This window comes from Kitasatospora sp. NPDC005748 (assembly GCF_040630735.1).
In the GTDB taxonomy this organism is placed as follows: Bacteria; Actinomycetota; Actinomycetes; order Streptomycetales; family Streptomycetaceae; genus Kitasatospora.
This window is the reverse complement of record NZ_JBEXYD010000001.1, coordinates 327,132-344,258: the sequence shown is the minus strand read 5'-3', so window position 1 is coordinate 344,258 and position 17,127 is coordinate 327,132. Positions and strand designations below refer to the sequence as shown.

Here is a 17,127-nt window from a genome sequence, read left to right as displayed (position 1 = left end):
CGCAGGTGACCGGCCGGGCGAGGGCCGTCAGACCACGAGCGGCACCGGGTGGATCTCGTCCGCCGGGTGGCCGGTGCGCTCGTGGACGCGCTGCACGGCCTCCTTCGACGGCGCCTCGGAGAGGCAGTAGACGGTGCCGGACTCCGGGTCGGCCCAGGCCTGCTCGAACTGCACGCCCTCGTTCTCCTGGACCGCCAGGTCCGCCTGGTGGGCCATCCGCAGTTCCTCGCCGGTGATTCCGGTCATGCCGTGGTGGACGTCCATGAACTTGGCCATCGTCCTCGCACCTCCAGGAGTCCCGGCCGGTCGGCGCCGACCGTGTACCACCAGCCTGCGCCCGTCGCACCCCGGGCCGCCACCGGAGGCGGCCCGGCCGGCCCGGCACCCCTACGCGGGCCGCCCCACCGGGCCCGCGCCGCCCCGCGCATTCCCGCCGCCCGCGTGAAACAGACCACAGCGGAAGCCTCTCCCTGGGCCTGCGCGGGCCATGGCACAATGACGTCAGTAGTAGCAGTGACGTTCAGCGCACTCCGGGGTCGGTGAAAATCCGAACCGGCGGTTACAGTCCGCGACCCGTCCGCAGCCAGCGGCCGGTTGACCAGGTGAAATTCCTGGACCGACGGTTAAAGTCCGGATGGGAGGCGTGCGCGGCGGACGATGAGCAGTACCCGTGGTCCCCCGGTGGACCGCGGGCAGGTGTGCGACGGGAGAGCTCTCTCCCGGCGGTTGCGCGACAGCCCGGCGACGGGTCCTGTCCGGTGGCCCGCGCACCCGTGCCCGTCCGTGTCCTCTCCCATGCCCGCCCCGGAGTCCGCGCCCCCAAGCGCGAGGAGAACCCGGGTGTTCACCGGCATCATCGAAGAGCTCGGCGAGGTCGTGTCGATCGAGGAGATCGGCGACTCCTCGCGAATCCGCCTGCGCGGACCGGTGGTCTGTCAGGACGCGCACCACGGCGACTCCATCGCGGTCAACGGCGTCTGCCTGACCGTCGTCGACACTCCCGAGGAACTGGCCGGCCAGTCCGGTGAGTTCAGCGCCGATGTGATGGCCGAGACGCTCCACCGCTCCAGTCTGGGCGAGCTCGCCCCCGGCTCCCGGGTCAACCTGGAACGCGCGATGGCCCTCGGCGCACGGCTCGGCGGGCACCTCGTCCAGGGCCATGTCGACGCCACCGGCGCCCTGTTGGGCCGCGAGCCCGGCGAGCGCGACGCCGACGGCAAGCTCCGCTGGGAGGTGCTGCGCTTCTCGCTGCCCGCCACCATCTCCCGCTACCTGGTGGAGAAGGGCTCGATCACCGTGGACGGCGTCAGCCTGACCGTGGTCGAGGCCGCCCGCGACAGCTTCACCGTCAGCCTCATCCCGGCCACCCTCGCGCTGACCACGCTCGGCACCAAGGCCGTCGGCGAGAGCGTCAACCTGGAGGTCGACGTCCTCGCCAAGTACGTGGAGCGGCTGCTCGACTCCCGCACCCTGCCCTCGACGATCACCGGAGAAGCCCAGTGAACTGGCTGAGCGGAGAAGCGTTCACCGTATTCGGTGAGCACGTGAAGTGGGCCGACATGATCGGCAACCTGCTCGGCCTGGGCGGCCTCGCGCTCGGCTGGCGCCGCTCGGTGTGGAGCTGGCCGGTGCAGCTGCTCTCCGGCGCCGTGCTGATCACGGCCTACCTGAACGGCCACGTCCCGGGCCTGATCGGCAAGCAGCTGATCGTGGTCGCCACGGCCGCCTGGGGCTGGACGCAGTGGCGGCGCGGCCGCCGCGGGGCGGACGGCATCGCCGTCCGGTTCGCGAGCTGGCCCGAGCGGGCCGCCCTGGTGGCCGGCACCGCGCTCGGCACCGGTGCGCTGGCCTGGCTCTTCCTGGCCAACCCCAGCCTCTCCTGGAGCCCCTGGTCGGACGCCTACATCTTCGTCGGCACGCTGGCGGCGATGGTCGCCCAGGCCCGCGGCTGGGTGGAGTTCTGGTTCGCCTGGATCGCCGTCGACGTGGTCGGCGTCCCGCTCGCCTTCAACAGCGGCTACTCCTTCTCCGGCCTCACCTACTCGATCTACTTCGTCCTGGTACTGCTCGGCCTGCGTTCCTGGTGGCTGAGCACCCGTGAGCCGCGCACCACGTCCGCCACCGTCCCGCAGGGAGCCACGGCATGACCGCCAACCAGACCGCCGACCTCGACCTCGCGCTCGACCCGGTCGAGCGGGCCGTCGCCGACATCGCGCTCGGCCGAGCCGTGATCGTGGTCGACGACGAGGACCGCGAGAACGAGGGCGACATCGTCTTCGCCGCCTCCGCCGCCACCCCCGAGCTGATGGCCTTCACCATCCGCTACAGCTCCGGCGTGATCTGCGTCCCGATGACCGGCCCGGAGCTGGACCGGCTCAAGCTGCCCCCGATGACCCAGGTCAACGAGGACCGCAAGGGCACCGCCTACGCCGTCTCGGTCGACGCCCGCGACGGGGTCGACACCGGCATCTCGGCCGCCGACCGCGCCCGGACCGTCCGGCTGCTCTCCTCCACCGGGACGGAGCCCGGCGACCTCACCCGCCCCGGGCACGTCTTCCCGCTGCGGGCCGTCGAGGGCGGCGTGCTCGTGCGCCCCGGCCACACCGAGGCCGCCGTCGACCTGGCCCGGCTGGCCGGGCTGGCACCGGCCGGCGCCATCGCCGAGGTGGTCAACGACGACGGCACGATGGCCCGGCTGCCCGAGCTGGTCGCCTTCGCCCGCGAGCACGGCCTGGCGATCATCTCCATCGAGGACCTGATCGCCTACCGCCGCCGCACCGAACTCCACGTGGACCGGGCCGCCGTCACCGCGCTGCCCACCGCGTACGGGGAGTTCACCGCCGTCGGCTACCGCGGCACCATCGACGGCGTCGAGCACCTCGCCCTGGTGGCCGGCGGCCTGGACGCCGACGGCCAACTCCCCGACGGCGAGGACGTGCTGGTGCGGGTCCACTCCGAGTGCCTCACCGGTGACGTGTTCGGCTCGCTGCGCTGCGACTGCGGCCCGCAGCTGGAGGCCTCGCTGCGCAGGGTGACCGAGGCCGGCCGGGGCGTCGTCCTCTACCTGCGCGGCCACGAGGGCCGGGGCATCGGCCTCGCCCACAAGCTGCGCGCCTACGAGCTCCAGGAGCAGGGCCGCGACACCGTCGACGCCAACCTGGACCTCGGCCTGCCCGCCGACGCCCGCGACTACAGCATCGGCGCCCAGATGCTCGGCGACCTCGGCGTCCGCTCGCTCACCCTGCTCACCAACAACCCCGAGAAGCTCGCCGCGCTCACCGAGCACGGCCTGAAGGTCAAGGGCCGCGAGCCGGTCGAGACCCCGGCGGGCGAGCACAACCTGCGCTACCTGCGGACCAAGCGCGACCGGCTGGGCCACGACCTGCCCGGTCTCGGCTCCTGAAGCACCCCCGTCACGACCCCCGAAAGAGGAACAGCACATGAGCGGCCACGGAGCCCCCGAGCTGACCATCGACAACGCCGCCGGCCTCAAGGTCGCCGTGATCGCGGCCCAGTGGCACGAGCAGGTGATGAACGGCCTGCTGGACGGCGCCCACCGCGCCCTCAAGGAGCTCGGCATCGACGAGCCGACCGTGCTGCGGGTGCCCGGCACCTTCGAACTGCCGGTCGCCGCCAAGCGCCTCGCCGACCGCGGCTACGACGCGGTGATCGCGCTCGGCGTGGTCATCCGCGGCGGCACCCCGCACTTCGACTACGTCTGCCAGGCCGCCACCGCCGGCCTCACCCAGGTCAGCGTCGACACCGGCGTCCCGATCGGCTTCGGCGTCCTGACCTGCGACAACGAGCAGCAGGCGGTGGACCGCGCGGGCCTGCCCGGCTCCTCCGAGGACAAGGGGCACGAGGCCGTCACGGCGGCCGTCGCCACCGCCGCCGTCCTCAAGTCGCTCGCCTGACGCGCCGCACCGGCCGACGGCACGGTCCCGGACCGTGGACGTCCACCGGACTGTCCACGGTCCGGGACCGTTTACCGCCTGTAAGCCCGCACGCCGTAAGGTGAGTCCATCATGGCTTCGAAGACATTCGAGGAGCTCTTCACCGAGCTCCAGCAGAAGGCCGCCACCGGCGACCCCTCGTCCTCCCGTACCGCGCAGCTCGTCCAGCAGGGCGTCCATGCGATCGGCAAGAAGGTCGTCGAGGAGGCCGCCGAGGTCTGGATGGCCGCCGAGTTCCAGTCGGACGAGCAGACCGCCGAGGAGATCTCCCAGCTCCTGTACCACCTTCAGGTGATGATGGTCGCCCGTGGGCTGACGCTCGACGACGTCTACAAGTACCTCTGAACCGGTCCGAACAGCACACCCCACCCCCCACCAGGTAAGGAACCGACTTCCATGCTGCGCATCGCCGTCCCCAACAAGGGTTCGCTCTCGGGTCCCGCGGCGGAGATGCTCCATGAGGCCGGCTACCGCCAGCGCAAGGACCCCAAGGAGCTCGTGCTCGTCGACCCGAACAACGAGGTCGAGTTCTTCTTCCTGCGCCCGCGCGACATCGCGGTGTACGTCGGCTCCGGCCGGCTGGACGTCGGCATCACCGGCCGCGACCTGCTGCTGGACTCGCACTCCAACGCGGAGGAGGTGCTGGCCCTCGGGTTCGGCGGCTCCACCTTCCGCTTCGCCCGCCCGGAGGGCGTGGACGTGAAGGACGTGCAGGGCCTGGAGGGGCTGCGGATCGCCACCTCGTACACCGGTCTGGTCGAGCAGCACCTGGCCGACCACGGGGTCAAGGCCACCGTGACCAAGCTGGACGGCGCGGTCGAGACCGCGGTGCAGCTGGGCGTGGCCGATGTGATCGCCGACGTGGTGGAGACCGGCACCAGCCTGCGCAACGCCGGGCTGGAGGTCTTCGGCGAGCCGATCCTGGTCTCGGACGCCGTGGTGATCCGCCCGAAGGGCGCGGGGGAGGACGCGGGCGTCGACCAGTTCCTGCGCCGCCTCCAGGGCGTGCTGGTGGCCCGTCGCTACGTGCTGATGGACTACGACATCCGTGCCGAGAACGTGGGCGCCGCCGTCGCGCTGACCCCCGGCCTGGAGTCGCCGACCGTCTCCCCGCTGCACACCGAGGGCTGGGTGGCCGTCCGTTCGATGGTGCTCCGCAAGGAGGCCCAGCGGATCATGGACGACCTCTGGGGCATCGGCGCCCGGGCCATCCTGGTGACCAACATCCACGCCTGCCGCCTCTGACACCCCCGCGCGTGAAGCAGCGGAGTTAAACAGCGGTTCAATGGGGCGGGGGCGCCGGTCGGCGCCCCCGCCCTTTCGTCGACGGCCGGCACCCGGCCGCCGGTGCCGCCCCGCCTGGACCCCCCGGAGACCGCACGTGACCAGCCCCGCCGAGTTCCCCGTCACCTGGGCCCCGCGCCGCACCCGGGCCGTGCTGCTGCCGGTCTGCGTGCTGCTGGTCGTGATGTTCGTCGCGATCGCCCTCGCGCTCCCGGCGAGCTGGCAGTTCAACGACCGGCTCATGATGGTGCTCAGCGGCGTGCTGTTCGCCGGCGTCGGCCTGATGCTGGCCCGGCCCCGGGTGAGCGCCGACACCGAGGGCATCACCGTGGTGAACTTCGTCCGCCGCCGCCGGCTGGCCTGGGCCGAGATCGTCCGGGTCAACTTCCGCCAGGGGGACCCGTGGGCGACCCTCGACCTGGCCGACGGCACCTCGCTGGCCGTGGTCGGCATCCAGTCCGGGCTCGGCAAGGCGCAGGCGATCGCGGACGCCCGGGCGCTGCGCGACCTGGTCGAGCGCCGCGGCCGCTGATCCGCCGCCCCGACCACCCCCGGCTCGCCCGCCCCCTACCCGCCCCCTACGCCGCCCGGGCCGACCCCTGTCCGCCCGGCGCCGCCCCCTGGCGGGTCCGAACGGGGGGCCGACAGTCGCACGGGTATCGTCTACGCTGGTAAAAAGCAGGGCAAAGCCATGCCATTTGACCGGCGCCGCCCGACAGCGGGCCCTGCGCGGAAACGACTTGAGGAGTGACTCCCCCCGTCCATGGACGATCCGTCCGGTAGTACCCGCGCCGCCCGGCTTCCCGGTATCGGAAGGCAGGCGGCACTGTGATCACCGCCTGGCTGCTGCTGTTCGCGGCGTTCCTGCTGATCCTCGCCAACGGCCTGTTCGTGGCCGCCGAGTTCGCCTTCGTGACCGTGGAGCGGGGTGCGGTGGAGCGCTCCGCCGAAGCCGGCGACGCCCGGTCAGCCCGGGTCGTCCGCGCCGTGCGGCACCTCTCGTTCGAACTCTCCGGCGCGCAGCTCGGCATCACCGTCACCTCGCTGGTGGTCGGCATGCTCGCCGAGCCGGCCCTCTCCGTCCTGCTGAAGCCGGTGTTCACCACCGTCGGCCTGCCCGACGGGGCCGCCCGGGGCGTCGCGGTGATCGTCGGCATGCTGCTGGCCACCGTGGTGCAGATGGTGATCGGCGAGCTCGTCCCGAAGAACTGGGCGATCTCCCGGCCGCTCCAGGTGGCCCGCTCGGTGGCCGCCCCCCACATGGCCTTCTCGCACGCCTGCCGCCCGCTGATCAGCTTCCTGAACGGCTCGGCGGACCGCACCGTCCGCGCCCTCGGCGTCGAGCCGCAGGAGGAGCTGGGCCATGCCCGGACCCCCGCCGAGCTGGGCTCACTCGCCCGGCACTCGGCCCGGGCCGGGGTGATGGACGAGGAGTCCGCCACCCTGTTCGTGCGCACCCTCGGCCTCGGCGACCTCACCGCCGAGTCGGTGATGACGCCGCGGATCGACGTCGCCGCCCTCCAGCGCGACGCCAGCGCCGCCGACGTGCTCAACCTCACCCGGGCCACCGGCCTCTCCCGCTTCCCCGTCTACACCGACAGCCTGGACGAGGTCACCGGCACCGTCACGCTCAAGGACGCCCTCGCGGTGCCGCCCGCCCGGCGCGCCCTGGTCAGGGTCGGCGATCTGGCGGTGCCGCCGCTGCTGGTGCCCGAGACGCTCCCCGCCGAACGCCTGCTGGACCAGCTGCGCCGGCTCCAGCCGATGGCCATCGTGGTCGACGAGTACGGCGGCACCGCCGGCGTGGTCACCGTCGAGGACATCGTCGAGGAGCTGGTCGGCGAGGTGCAGGACGAGCACGACCCCGCCGACACCCCCGAACTGATCCCGCTGCCGCCGCTGCACGGGCTGCCGGTCTGGGCCGCCGACGGCCGGGCCCGGATCGACCACCTGGAGTCGATCGGCCTGCACGCGCCCGACGGCCCCTACGAGACCCTGGCCGGCCTGGTCTCGGACCTCCTCGGCCGGCTGCCCGTCCCGGGCGAGCAGGCCGAGCTGCCCGGCTGGCGGTTCACCGTCGAGGCCGTGGACCGCCACCGCACCAGCCGGGTGCGGGTGGAGCGCACGAGCGGGCGCCCGCGCCCCGGTGACGACGAGGGCGGCGCCCGATGACCGTGCTCCAACTGGCCCTCGCCGTCCTGCTCCTGCTGGGCAACGCGTTCTTCGTCGGCGCCGAGTTCGCGGTGGTCTCCGTCCGGCGCAGCCAGATCGAACCGCTCGCCGAGGCGGGCGACAAGCGCGCCCGCACCGTGCTGCACGCGCTCTCCAACGTCTCCGCCATGCTCGCCGCCGCCCAGCTCGGCATCACCGTCTGCTCGCTGGGCCTGGGCGCGCTCGCCGAGCCGACCATCGCCCACCTGCTGGAGGGCCCGTTCCACGCCCTCGGCGTGCCGGCCGGCCTGATGCACCCGCTCTCCTACGGGATCTCGCTGGCCGTGGTGGTCTTCCTGCACATGGTGATGGGCGAGATGGTGCCGAAGAACCTCGCGCTGGCGGGGCCGGAGAAGGCCGCGCTCCGGCTCGGCCCGCCGCTGGACCGGCTGGCCCGCTGGCTCGCGCCGGTGATCTTCTTCCTGAACGCCTTCGCCAACGCCGTGCTGAGGCTGTTCAAGGTCGAGTCCAAGGACGAGGTCGAGTCGGTCTTCACCACCGAGCAGCTGATGTACCTGCTGGTCGACTCCCGGGACGCCGGCCTGCTCGACGAGGGCCGCCAGGAGCGCCTGGAGGACGCCCTGGAGCTGGGCCGCCGCCCGGTCACCGAGGTGCTGCTCAAGCCCGAGCAGCTTGTCACCGTGGACACCAAGGTGACCGCCGCCCAGGTCGAGGAGCTGGCGCTGCGCACCGGCTTCTCGCGCTTCCCGGTCACCGAGGGCGACCCGGCCGGCCCCGGCTACCTGGGCTACCTGCACCTCAAGGACATCCTGGACGTCGACGACCAGGCGGCGCCGGTGCCGGCCCGCCTCTGGCGCCCGATCACCGTGGTGCGCGGCACGCTCCCGCTAGACGACGCGCTCGGCGCGATGCGCCGGGCCGCCTGCCACCTGGCCGCGGTGGTCGACCAGGACGGGCGCACGCTCGGCGTGGTGACGCTGGAGGACGTGGTGGAGGAGCTGGTCGGCGAGGTGCACGACCCGGACCACCGCTCCGCCGCCTGACGGCCCGTCCCGGCGGCCGCCCTCCCGGGCCGCCGGGTTCCGCTGTGGGCGATTCTGCTCTGAGCATGCGGCCGTTCCCAGAACGCCGTCCGCTCGGCAGGGTGGTCGGTATGAGACTGCTGCTGCTGGGTGGGACGGAGTTCGTCGGTCGGGCCGTGACCGAGGAGGCGCTGGAGCGCGGATGGGAGGTGACGGTCTTCCACCGGGGGACGCACGCGCCGCCGGCCGGTGTGCGGGCGCTGCACGGCGACCGGCGGGCCGAGGACGGCCTGGCCGCGCTGGCCGAGGGGGAGTGGGACGCGGTGGTGGACACCTGGTCCGGCGCGCCCTCGGCGGTGCGCGACAGCGCCCGCCTGCTGGCCGGCCGGGTCGGCCGCTACGCCTACGTGTCGAGCCGGTCGGTGTACGCGCACCCGACCCCGGCCGGGGCGGACGAGAGCGCCGCGCTGGTCGAGGGCTCGCCGGACGCCGGTGAGGTCGCCTACCCGCAGGCCAAGCGCGGCGGCGAGCTGGCGCTGCTGGACGCCTTCGGCGACCGGGCGCTGCTGGCCCGGGCCGGGCTGATCATCGGTCCGTACGAGAACATCGGCCGGCTGCCCTGGTGGCTGGGCCGGATCGCCCGCGGCGGCCCGGTGCTCGCCCCCGGCCCGCGCGACCTGCCGGTGCAGTACATCGACGCCCGGGACATCGCGGTCTGGACCCTGGGCGCCCTGGTGGCCGGCCGCGGCGGGGCGTACGACCTGGTCAGCCCGCAGGGGCACGCCACCATGGGCGAGCTGCTGGAGGCCTGCGTCCGGGCCACCGGCTCGGACGCGGAGCTGCGCTGGACGGAGCCCGACCGGATCCTGGCGGCCGGCATCGAACCGTGGAGCGACCTGCCGGTCTGGGTCCCGCCGGGCGAGCTGCACGACACCGTGCACGGCTCCGACGTGGCCAAGGCGGTCGCCGCCGGGCTGCGCTGCCGCCCGGTCGCGGAGACGGTCGCCGACACCTGGGCCTGGCTGCGGTCCATCGGCGGAACCGCCCCGCAGCGCCCGGACCGGCCGGTGGTCGGCCTGGACGCGGAGCGGGAGGCGAAGGTGCTCGGGAGCTGAGCGGCGGAGCCGGCGGGCCCGCTCCGCCGGCTCAGCCCCGGCCGTCGATCAGCTCGCCGTACGCCTGCACGAGGTCCGGCAGCCGCAGGGTCGCCAGGTCCTCGCGCCCGGGCGGCTCGCGCAGCAGCGAGAGCCGCAGGTCCCGGTAGGCGCAGGACTTCTCGTACAGGGTGCGGATGAACCGTCCGTTGCCCAGGTCGTCGATCCAGCCCTCGCGGACCACGTGGATGCAGATGCTGGCCAGTTCCTCGGCGGCGTCCTCGTCCCAGCCGTCGCCGTCCCGGTCGGCCAGCGCGGCGCCGATCGCGGTGAGTTCGCCGGGGCGGTAGCTGGGGAAGTCGACCCGGGTGGTGAAGCGGGAGTTGAGGCCGGGGTTGGTGGCGAGCAGCCGGTTCATGCCCTCCGGGTAGCCGGCCAGGATCACCACCAGCCGGTCGCGGTTGTCCTCGGCCCGCTTCAGCAGCACCTGCAGCGCCTCGTCTCCGTAGGCGTCGCCCTTGCTGTAGCCGGAGTTGGAGAGGCTGTAGGCCTCGTCGATGAAGAGCACGCCGTCCAGCGCGGAGTCGATCAGCTCATTCGCCTTGACGGCCGTCTGGCCGAGGAACTCGCCCACCAGGTCAGCCCGCTGGGCCTCCACCAGGTGGTCCCCCGAGAGCAGCCCGAGGGCGTGGAAGACCCGCCCGAGGATGCGCGCCACGGTGGTCTTGCCGGTGCCGGAGGGGCCGGAGAAGACGAAGTGGCGCTTGGGCGGCTGCACCGGCAGGCCCTGCGCCGCCCGTAGCCGGGACATCCGCAACTGCGCGGAGAGCGCCCGGACCTGGCGCTTGACCGGCTCCAGGCCGACCATCCGGGAGAGTTCGGCCAGCGCCGCGTCCAGCTCCCGTTCGTCGCCGTCGCGTCCGGCGGCCGGGTAGCCGCCCGCGGGTCTGGGCGGCGCCTCGCCGCGGACCGGCACGGCGGGCCCGGAGCCGGCGGGGGGCAGCGGCGCGCCGGAGCGTTCACCGGCGGGCAGCGCCGGTCCGGCCTCCCGGTCGGTGGCCGTGCCCGCCCCCGGCGGCTCCTGCGCGCCCGGCCCACCGGTCCCGGCGGGGAAGGCCCCGGCGGGGTACGCCTCGCTCTGTCCGGGCTCGGTCCGGTACGGCTCGCCGGAACAGGGCGCGGCCTGGTAGGGCTCACCGGGGTAGGTCTCGCCGGAGAGGGCCTCACCGGGGTAGGCCTCGCCCGGGTACCCGGCGGCTTCGAGGCCCGGGGCCTCGCACCCCGAGGCCTCCAGCGCCGCGTCGTCCAGCCCGGCCTCCTCGGCGCCCACCGTGTCCAGGCCCAGCGACAGCGCGTCGAACGCCTCGTCGCCGCCCGAGGGCTTCCCGCCCTCACGGCCGAGGCCGCCCACCGCGTCCAGCAGCGCGTCGACCACGCCGTCCTCGGCGGAGATCGCGGCGAGCCGGGTCGCGGTGTCCATGAAGGCCGGATCGGCCCGGTGTACCGCCCGGTAGAGCGGCAGCGCGGCGGCGCTGCGCCCGGCGCCCTCGTAGGCCCGGGCGAGCCAGTACCGCAGCTCCTTGCGCTGCGGCTGCTCGGAGCGGCAGCGGGCCAGCGAGGCGGCGAGCGGGGCCTGCGCCTGGGCGCACATGTCCAGCCGGACCCGTGCCATGCCCGCGAAGAGCCCGGCTTCGATGCCCAGCAGCTGGTCGTCCAGCAGCCGGTCGGTGTCCCGGATCAGCTGTTCCCAGTCCTTGAGGAGGTAGGACCGGCACGCGTGCAGGAAGCGCGCGGACGGGTCCTCCTCCGGGACCGGGCACTGCTCCAACGCCCTGTCCAGTTCGGCGAGATGGCGGCCGTCCAGCCAGTGCGAGGCGTGCGCGAGCGCCAGGTCGCGGCTGTCCTCCAGGACGGGCTGCACCCACCAGCCCAGCCAGTACCAGGAACTGAGCGGGCGCCGGTGGAGCCGGCGCTGCTCGCCGAACCGGGTCCGGTGGCGGTACATCGCGAGCAGCGCCCCGGAGGTGTCGCTGCGCAGGGCGTGCAGGCCGAGCCAGGCGTCGGCCATCCCCGGATCGAGCCGCACGGCCGCGCGGAACTCCTCCTCCGCGCGGGCGTACGCGCCCGCCGTGTAGGCGTCCATGGCACGCAGCCAGGCGCGGTCGGCGAGCCGGTTCGGAGCCGGGCCGCCCGTGTTGTTGCCGTCGGAACTGTCCACCGTCGTCACTCACGCCCCCCGCGGTGTGCCTGGGGCTCGGTCGGCGATTCGAGGTGCGGAGAAGCCGGCCGGTCGTCGATAGCCCCCGGGGCGCATATGCGCCTCCAGGAATCGTACCGGCGCGGCGCTGATCCGGAAGAGTGCCGTGCGGAGTCAAATACGATCGCGCGCGCGGGGATTGGGCGCCGGTGCGATCCGGCCGGGCCTCGGCCCCGGTCGGGCGGGGTGCGGGCGGCGGGAGGGGGGACGGCACCCCCGGCTCACGGGGGAACAAGCCGGGGATGCCGAGTCCGATGTTGCGCGATCAACAACCTCGGCAACTGAGGAGAACCTAAGTCCTGGTGACACCGCAGGTCAAGGGCTTGTTGAAGGTTCACCGACGGTGCTCGGTGCGATCCGCCCGGTCACTCCGTCGACGATGGTGGCCGCGTACGGGCGGCTGGGGTCGGCGGCGAAGTGCGCCGACTCCGCCCGCGCCCAGCCCGCCCAGAACTCCGCCAGGGCCGGACCGTCCCGCTCCTCCCCGCGCCGCCGGGCGTCCTCGGCGGCCAGCTCCATCCAGATCAGCCGCGCCAGCCGTGGCCGCACCGCCCGCCGGCCGGCGCCGACGCCCTCGATCAGCACCACCGGGGCGAGCGGCACCGCCGCGGTGCCGGCGAAGCGCCCCAGCGTCCAGTCGTACACCCGGTACGCCGCGTCCCGGCCGGCGGCCAGCGGGTCGAGCACCTGGGTGCGCAACCGCTCCGTCCAGCCGAAGGGCTCGGCATGGGTGGCCAGGTCGTCCAGGTGGACCACCGGCGCACCCCCGAGCGCGGCGGCCAGCCGGCCGGTGAAGGTGGTCTTGCCGGAGCCGGCGTGCCCGTCCACCGCGACCAGCCGGACCGGGCCGCAGGAGGGCGCCAGCGCGCGCAGCCCGGCGGCGAGGCCGGCGAGGTCGGGGAGGCCCTCGGACGCGGGGGGCGATCCGGGTCCGCCGGGCGCGTCCGGCGCCCCGCCGACCGCGGGGGCGGCCGGGCCGCCGGGAGGGGTGCTGGACGTTTCGGAAGAGGCCACATCGGCAACCCTACGGGGGCCCGTACGCCAGGACGGACAGTGATTCCGTGCAGGTCGTGACGGCAGCGCCGGGATCGGGCATACTCACTTCGCCACGCATGTGAACGGCCGTTCACCGTAACCCGGTGCCGGTCGGCCCGACGTGCCACACCCGCGTCGGGCCCGCCACACCAGGGCCCGGTGCCCGAACGAGGAGGCGACCAGCCGCCATGACCCCGTCCCCAGCGAACGCCGTGGAACGCCAGCTGCCGACCGACGAGGCCCGCGAACTGCTGAGCCTCACCCGGGAGCTGGTCCAGCGCGAGATCCAGCCGCGCGCGGCGGAGGACGAGGCCGCCGGCCGCTTCCCGCGCGAGGTGTTCCGCACCCTCGGCGAGGCCGGTCTGCTCTCCCTCCCCTACGAGGAGAAGTACGGCGGCGGCGACCAGCCCTACGAGGTCTACCTCCAGGTCCTGGAGGAGCTCGCGGGCGGCTGGCTGGCGGTCGGCCTCGGGGTCAGCGTGCACACCCTCTCCTGTCACGCCCTGGCCGGTTTCGGCAGCGACGAGCAGCGCGCCGCCTGGCTGCCCGGCATGCTCTCCGGTGAGCAGCTCGGCGCCTACTGCCTCTCCGAGCCGCAGTCCGGCTCGGACGCCGCCGCGCTGCGCACCCGCGCCGACCTGGACGGCGAGGAGTACGTGGTCAGCGGCACCAAGGCGTGGATCACCCACGGCGGGGAGGCCGACTTCTACAGCGCGCTGGTGCGCACCGGCGAGCCGGGCGCGCGCGGCATCAGCTGCCTGCTGGTGCCCGCCGGGGTGGCCGGTCTGTCGGCCGCGCCGCCGGAGCACAAGATGGGCATGCGGTCCTCGCCGACCGCGCAGCTGCACTTCGACGGCGCCCGGGTCGAGCGCGGCCGGCTGATCGGCAGCGAGGGCCAGGGCTTCCAGATCGCGCTCGCCGCCCTGGACTCCGGCCGGCTCGGCATCGCCGCCTGCGCGATCGGCGTCGCCCAGGCCGCGCTCGACCTCGCGGTCGAGTACGCCGGTACCCGCCGCCAGTTCGGCCGGCCGATCGCCGAGTTCCAGGGCCTGTCCTTCATGCTCGCGGACATGGCCACCCAGATCGAGGCCGGGCGCTCGCTCTACCTGGCCGCCGCCCGGCTGCGCGACGCCGGCCGGCCGTTCTCCAAGCAGGCGGCGATGGCCAAGCTGTTCTGCACCGACGCGGCGATGCGGGTCACCACCGACGCCGTCCAGGTCCTCGGCGGCTACGGCTACACCCAGGACTTCCCGGCCGAGCGCTACATGCGCGAGGCCAAGGTGCTGCAGATCGTCGAGGGCACCAACCAGATCCAGCGCCTGGTGATCGGCCGCCACCTCACCTCCGGCTGACGGCTCCCGAAACGGCCTCCGGGCGTCACTCCAGGGTGCGGAGTGGCGCCCGGAGGCGTCTCCCGCCCCGGTGGTCGGGACCGGCCATCGGCTGACGGCCGGTCAACCCCCGGGACGGGAGCGGCCGTCAGTGCCGGACGAGCCGGCTGCGCTGCTGCGGGATGGCCGGCGCGGGCGCCGTCCGCACCGGGCGGTGCGCCACGGCGTGGGAGAACGGCTGGGTGCGCCAGTCGAGTTCGGACGGGAGGGCGAGCAGCGCCTCCAGGCCGGCGGTCTCGGCGTCCTCCGCCGACTCCACCTCCGCCAGGTCGTCCGTCGGCGCTCCCGAGCCCGGGCAGAGCGCGGGCGAGAAGGGGTGCCAGGCGGTCGGCAGCACGGCGTGCTGCGGCAGCCGCTCCTCGTCGCCCACCAGGGCGATCGGACGGCGGCACTCCGGGCAGTGCACCCGGACGATGTCCCAGGTCTCGCCCTCGCCCGGATCCACCCCCGCCGACGGCTCGTGGGGGACCGCGAGATCCTCGCGGCCGGTCATATCGTGGGTGTCGTCGGCGCTCAGCGAGTGCCGGTCAGTTGCACGCATGGTGATCCCCCTCGGATCGGGCCCGGCGTGGTCGCCCGGGGCCACAACCAGCACTTCCCGCCGACGCGGACTCATAATCCTGCAGGCCGGTGCACTGTGATGCACCGGGTGTGTCCTTCGCCACATTCGCCCGGCATGTGCCCGCCCGGCACCCGGCGCGGCCGCGAGTGACACCGTGCGCGCCCGCTGTGGCGCCGCGCGCGCCCCCGACCGGGTAGGTTTGCGCTTTGTGGAGGATCTCGACCAACGCATCGTTCAGCTGCTCCTGGAGGACGGCCGGATGAGCTACACGGACCTGGGCAAGGCCACCGGCCTGTCCACCTCGGCGGTGCACCAGCGGGTGCGCCGTCTGGAGCAGCGCGGTGTGATCCGCGGCTACACCGCCATCGTCGACCCCGACGCGGTCGAGCTGGCGCTGACCGCCTTCATCTCGGTCAAGCCCTTCGACCCCAGCGCCCCGGACGACACCCCGGAGAGGCTCGCCGGGCTGCCCGAGATCGAGGCCTGCCACAGCGTCGCCGGGGACGAGAACTACATCCTCAAGGTCCGCGTCGGCGCCCCCGGCGACCTGGAGGACCTGCTGGCCCGGATCCGCAGCGCGGCCGGCGTCTCCACCCGCACCACCGTCGTGCTCTCGACGCCCTACGAGGCGAGGCCCCCGAAGCTCTGACCGCCCCTCCGGGAGGTGCAGACTTGGCGTCATGACCGAACGCACCCTCCCTCCCGGCCCGCCCTCGGGCCAGAGGGGCCCACGAACCGTCCTGCTGCGCGGCGGCGCCGTCTACAGCCCCGCCGACCCCTTCGCCACCGCGATGCTCGTCGAGGGCGAGCACGTCGCCTGGGTCGGCAGCGACGGCGCGGCCGAGGCGTACGCCGACGCCGCGGACGAGATCGTCGAGCTCGACGGCGCCCTGGTCACCCCCGCCTTCGTCGACGCCCACGTGCACGCCACCGCCACCGGTCTGGCGCTCACCGGTCTGGACCTCACCGGACTGCCCTCGCTCGCCGCCGCGCTGGAGGCCCTCGCCGCCTTCGCGGCCGACCGCCCCGAGCCGGGCGGCGTGCTCATCGGGCACGGCTGGGACGAGACCGGCTGGCCCGAGGGCCGACCGCCGACGCTCGCCGAGCTGGACGCGGCCGCCGGCGGCGCCGCGCTCTACCTCTCCCGCACCGACGTGCACTCCGCGCTGGCCACCACCGCGCTGCGCGCGCTCACCGCCGGCCTCGGCGCCCGGCCCGGCTTCTCCGCCGACGGCCCGCTCACCCGCGACGCCCACCACGCCGTGCGCCGGACCGCGCTCGCGCACCTCACCCCCGAGCAGCGCCGGCGTGCCCAGCGTGCGACGCTGGCCCGGGCCGCCGAGCTCGGCATCGGCGCGCTGCACGAGTGCGCCGGCCCGGAGATCTCCTCGGAGCAGGACCTCGCCGCGCTGCTGGACCTCGCCGCCGACGGCGAGGGGCCCGAGGTGTTCGGCTACTGGGGCGAGCTGGGCGGCGTCGAGACGGCCCGCCGGCTCGGCGCGGTGGGCGCCGGCGGCGACCTCTTCGTCGACGGCGCGATCGGCTCGCACACCGCCTGCCTGCACAGCCCCTACGCCGACGCCGACCACACCGGCACCTCCTACCTGAGCGCCGAGCAGGTCGCCGACCACGTCGCCGCCTGCACCGAGGCCGGGCTGCAGGCCGGCTTCCACGCCATCGGCGACGCCGCCGTGGGCGCCGTCCTCGCGGGCGTCCGGGCGGCCGGCGAGCGGGTCGGCGCCGACCGCGTCAGGGCGCTGCGCCACCGCGTGGAGCACGCGGAGGCACTGGACGGGGCGTCCGTCGCGGCCTTCGCCGAACTCGGCCTCACCGCCTCCGTGCAGCCCGCCTTCGACGCCGCCTGGGGCGGCCCGGACGGCATGTACGTCCAGCGGCTCGGCGCCGAGCGCGCCGCCGCGCTCAACCCGTTCGCCGCGCTGCTGCGGGCCGGCGTCCCGCTGGCCTTCGGCTCGGACGCCCCGGTCACCCCGCTCGATCCCTGGGGCACCGTCCGCGCGGCGGCCTTCCACCGGACCCTCGACCACCGGATCTCGGCCCGCGCCGCCTTCACCGCCCACACCCGGGGCGGCTGGCGGGCGATCGGCCGCGACCAGGACGGCGTGCTCGTCCCCGGCGCGATCGCCAGCTACGCGGTCTGGGCCGCCGACGAGCTCGTGGTCCAGGCCCCCGACTCCCGGGTGGCCGGCTGGTCCACCGACCCGCGCTCCGGCACCCCCGGGCTGCCCGACCTCACCCCGGGCCGTCCGCTGCCGGTCTGCCTGCGCACCGTGGTCCGGGGCCGGACCGTCCACCGGGCGGTGGCGGAGCGGGCGGCCGCGCGGTAGGTCCGGGTGACC

The 17,127-nt window shown here is 74.4% G+C and carries 17 protein-coding genes and 1 riboswitch; of the genes, 13 read left to right on the top strand and 4 right to left on the bottom strand.

What is annotated here, in order from left to right; genetic code table 11:
• Nucleotides 1-27: 27 nt before the first annotated feature.
• On the bottom strand, nucleotides 28-276 hold the full coding sequence (locus ABZ495_RS01305; protein ID WP_329486529.1) for an SCO4226 family nickel-binding protein: 249 nt from the start codon (nucleotides 274-276) through the stop codon (nucleotides 28-30).
• Between the two features lie 246 nt (nucleotides 277-522).
• Nucleotides 523-650, top strand: a riboswitch (FMN riboswitch).
• Nucleotides 651-840: 190 nt separating this feature from the next.
• On the opposite strand from ABZ495_RS01305, the gene ABZ495_RS01300 reads away from it, so the two are divergent.
• The 10 genes from ABZ495_RS01300 to ABZ495_RS01255 all read left to right on the top strand — a co-directional run bounded on the left by ABZ495_RS01300 (nucleotide 841) and on the right by ABZ495_RS01255 (nucleotide 9,546).
• The gene (locus ABZ495_RS01300; RefSeq protein WP_359833855.1) at nucleotides 841-1,503 is read left to right on the top strand and encodes a riboflavin synthase; all 663 of its coding nucleotides are present in this window, start codon (nucleotides 841-843) and stop codon (nucleotides 1,501-1,503) included.
• Nucleotides 1,500-2,147, top strand: coding sequence for a nicotinamide mononucleotide transporter family protein (locus tag ABZ495_RS01295; protein WP_329486527.1), 648 nt, complete (start codon nucleotides 1,500-1,502; stop codon nucleotides 2,145-2,147). The genes ABZ495_RS01300 and ABZ495_RS01295 overlap by 4 nt, the downstream gene beginning before the upstream one ends.
• Nucleotides 2,144-3,403 carry a bifunctional 3,4-dihydroxy-2-butanone-4-phosphate synthase/GTP cyclohydrolase II gene (locus ABZ495_RS01290; protein WP_359833853.1) on the top strand — a complete coding sequence of 420 codons (1,260 nt, stop codon included), beginning with the start codon at nucleotides 2,144-2,146 and terminating at the stop codon, nucleotides 3,401-3,403. Before ABZ495_RS01295 ends, ABZ495_RS01290 begins: the two co-directional genes overlap by 4 nt.
• A 37-nt stretch (nucleotides 3,404-3,440) precedes the next feature.
• The gene (gene ribH / locus ABZ495_RS01285) at nucleotides 3,441-3,914 is read left to right on the top strand and encodes a 6,7-dimethyl-8-ribityllumazine synthase (protein WP_329486525.1); all 474 of its coding nucleotides are present in this window, start codon (nucleotides 3,441-3,443) and stop codon (nucleotides 3,912-3,914) included.
• Between the two features lie 111 nt (nucleotides 3,915-4,025).
• A complete protein-coding gene (locus ABZ495_RS01280; RefSeq protein ID WP_030306151.1) occupies nucleotides 4,026-4,298 on the top strand; it encodes a phosphoribosyl-ATP diphosphatase in 273 nt (90 codons plus the stop codon).
• Between the two features lie 51 nt (nucleotides 4,299-4,349).
• Nucleotides 4,350-5,198: an ATP phosphoribosyltransferase gene (gene hisG, locus ABZ495_RS01275; protein WP_329486523.1), complete on the top strand. Its 849-nt coding sequence runs from the start codon at nucleotides 4,350-4,352 to the stop codon at nucleotides 5,196-5,198.
• 136 nt (nucleotides 5,199-5,334) lie between these two features.
• Nucleotides 5,335-5,769 (top strand): PH domain-containing protein, encoded by a 435-nt coding sequence (locus ABZ495_RS01270; RefSeq protein ID WP_329486522.1) that lies wholly within the window; start codon nucleotides 5,335-5,337, stop codon nucleotides 5,767-5,769.
• Nucleotides 5,770-6,065: 296 nt separating this feature from the next.
• On the top strand, nucleotides 6,066-7,409 hold the full coding sequence (locus tag ABZ495_RS01265; protein WP_352288724.1) for a hemolysin family protein: 1,344 nt from the start codon (nucleotides 6,066-6,068) through the stop codon (nucleotides 7,407-7,409).
• A complete protein-coding gene (locus ABZ495_RS01260; protein ID WP_359833851.1) occupies nucleotides 7,406-8,452 on the top strand; it encodes a hemolysin family protein in 1,047 nt (348 codons plus the stop codon). Before ABZ495_RS01265 ends, ABZ495_RS01260 begins: the two co-directional genes overlap by 4 nt.
• 110 nt (nucleotides 8,453-8,562) lie before the next feature.
• The gene (locus ABZ495_RS01255) at nucleotides 8,563-9,546 is read left to right on the top strand and encodes an NAD-dependent epimerase/dehydratase family protein (RefSeq protein ID WP_359833849.1); all 984 of its coding nucleotides are present in this window, start codon (nucleotides 8,563-8,565) and stop codon (nucleotides 9,544-9,546) included.
• A gap of 31 nt (nucleotides 9,547-9,577) precedes the next feature.
• Here ABZ495_RS01255 and ABZ495_RS01250 read toward each other — a convergent pair whose 3' ends face one another.
• Both ABZ495_RS01250 and ABZ495_RS01245 read right to left on the bottom strand, forming a co-directional pair.
• Entirely contained in the window at nucleotides 9,578-11,668 is a 2,091-nt protein-coding gene (locus ABZ495_RS01250; RefSeq protein WP_359833892.1) for an AAA family ATPase, read from the bottom strand.
• Between the two features lie 429 nt (nucleotides 11,669-12,097).
• Nucleotides 12,098-12,655 (bottom strand): hypothetical protein, encoded by a 558-nt coding sequence (locus ABZ495_RS01245; RefSeq protein WP_352289002.1) that lies wholly within the window; start codon nucleotides 12,653-12,655, stop codon nucleotides 12,098-12,100.
• 350 nt (nucleotides 12,656-13,005) lie between these two features.
• Between ABZ495_RS01245 and ABZ495_RS01240 the strand changes: the two genes are divergently transcribed.
• Nucleotides 13,006-14,169, top strand: coding sequence for an acyl-CoA dehydrogenase family protein (locus ABZ495_RS01240; RefSeq protein WP_329486518.1), 1,164 nt, complete (start codon nucleotides 13,006-13,008; stop codon nucleotides 14,167-14,169).
• A gap of 127 nt (nucleotides 14,170-14,296) precedes the next feature.
• On the opposite strand, the gene ABZ495_RS01235 is transcribed toward ABZ495_RS01240, so the two are convergent.
• Nucleotides 14,297-14,749 (bottom strand): hypothetical protein, encoded by a 453-nt coding sequence (locus tag ABZ495_RS01235; protein ID WP_359808075.1) that lies wholly within the window; start codon nucleotides 14,747-14,749, stop codon nucleotides 14,297-14,299.
• A 229-nt stretch (nucleotides 14,750-14,978) separates the two neighbouring features.
• On the opposite strand from ABZ495_RS01235, the gene ABZ495_RS01230 reads away from it, so the two are divergent.
• Entirely contained in the window at nucleotides 14,979-15,419 is a 441-nt protein-coding gene (locus ABZ495_RS01230) for an Lrp/AsnC family transcriptional regulator (protein ID WP_329486516.1), read from the top strand.
• 31 nt (nucleotides 15,420-15,450) lie between these two features.
• Entirely contained in the window at nucleotides 15,451-17,115 is a 1,665-nt protein-coding gene (locus tag ABZ495_RS01225; RefSeq protein WP_359808073.1) for an amidohydrolase family protein, read from the top strand.
• The last annotated feature ends 12 nt before the right edge of the window (nucleotides 17,116-17,127 follow it).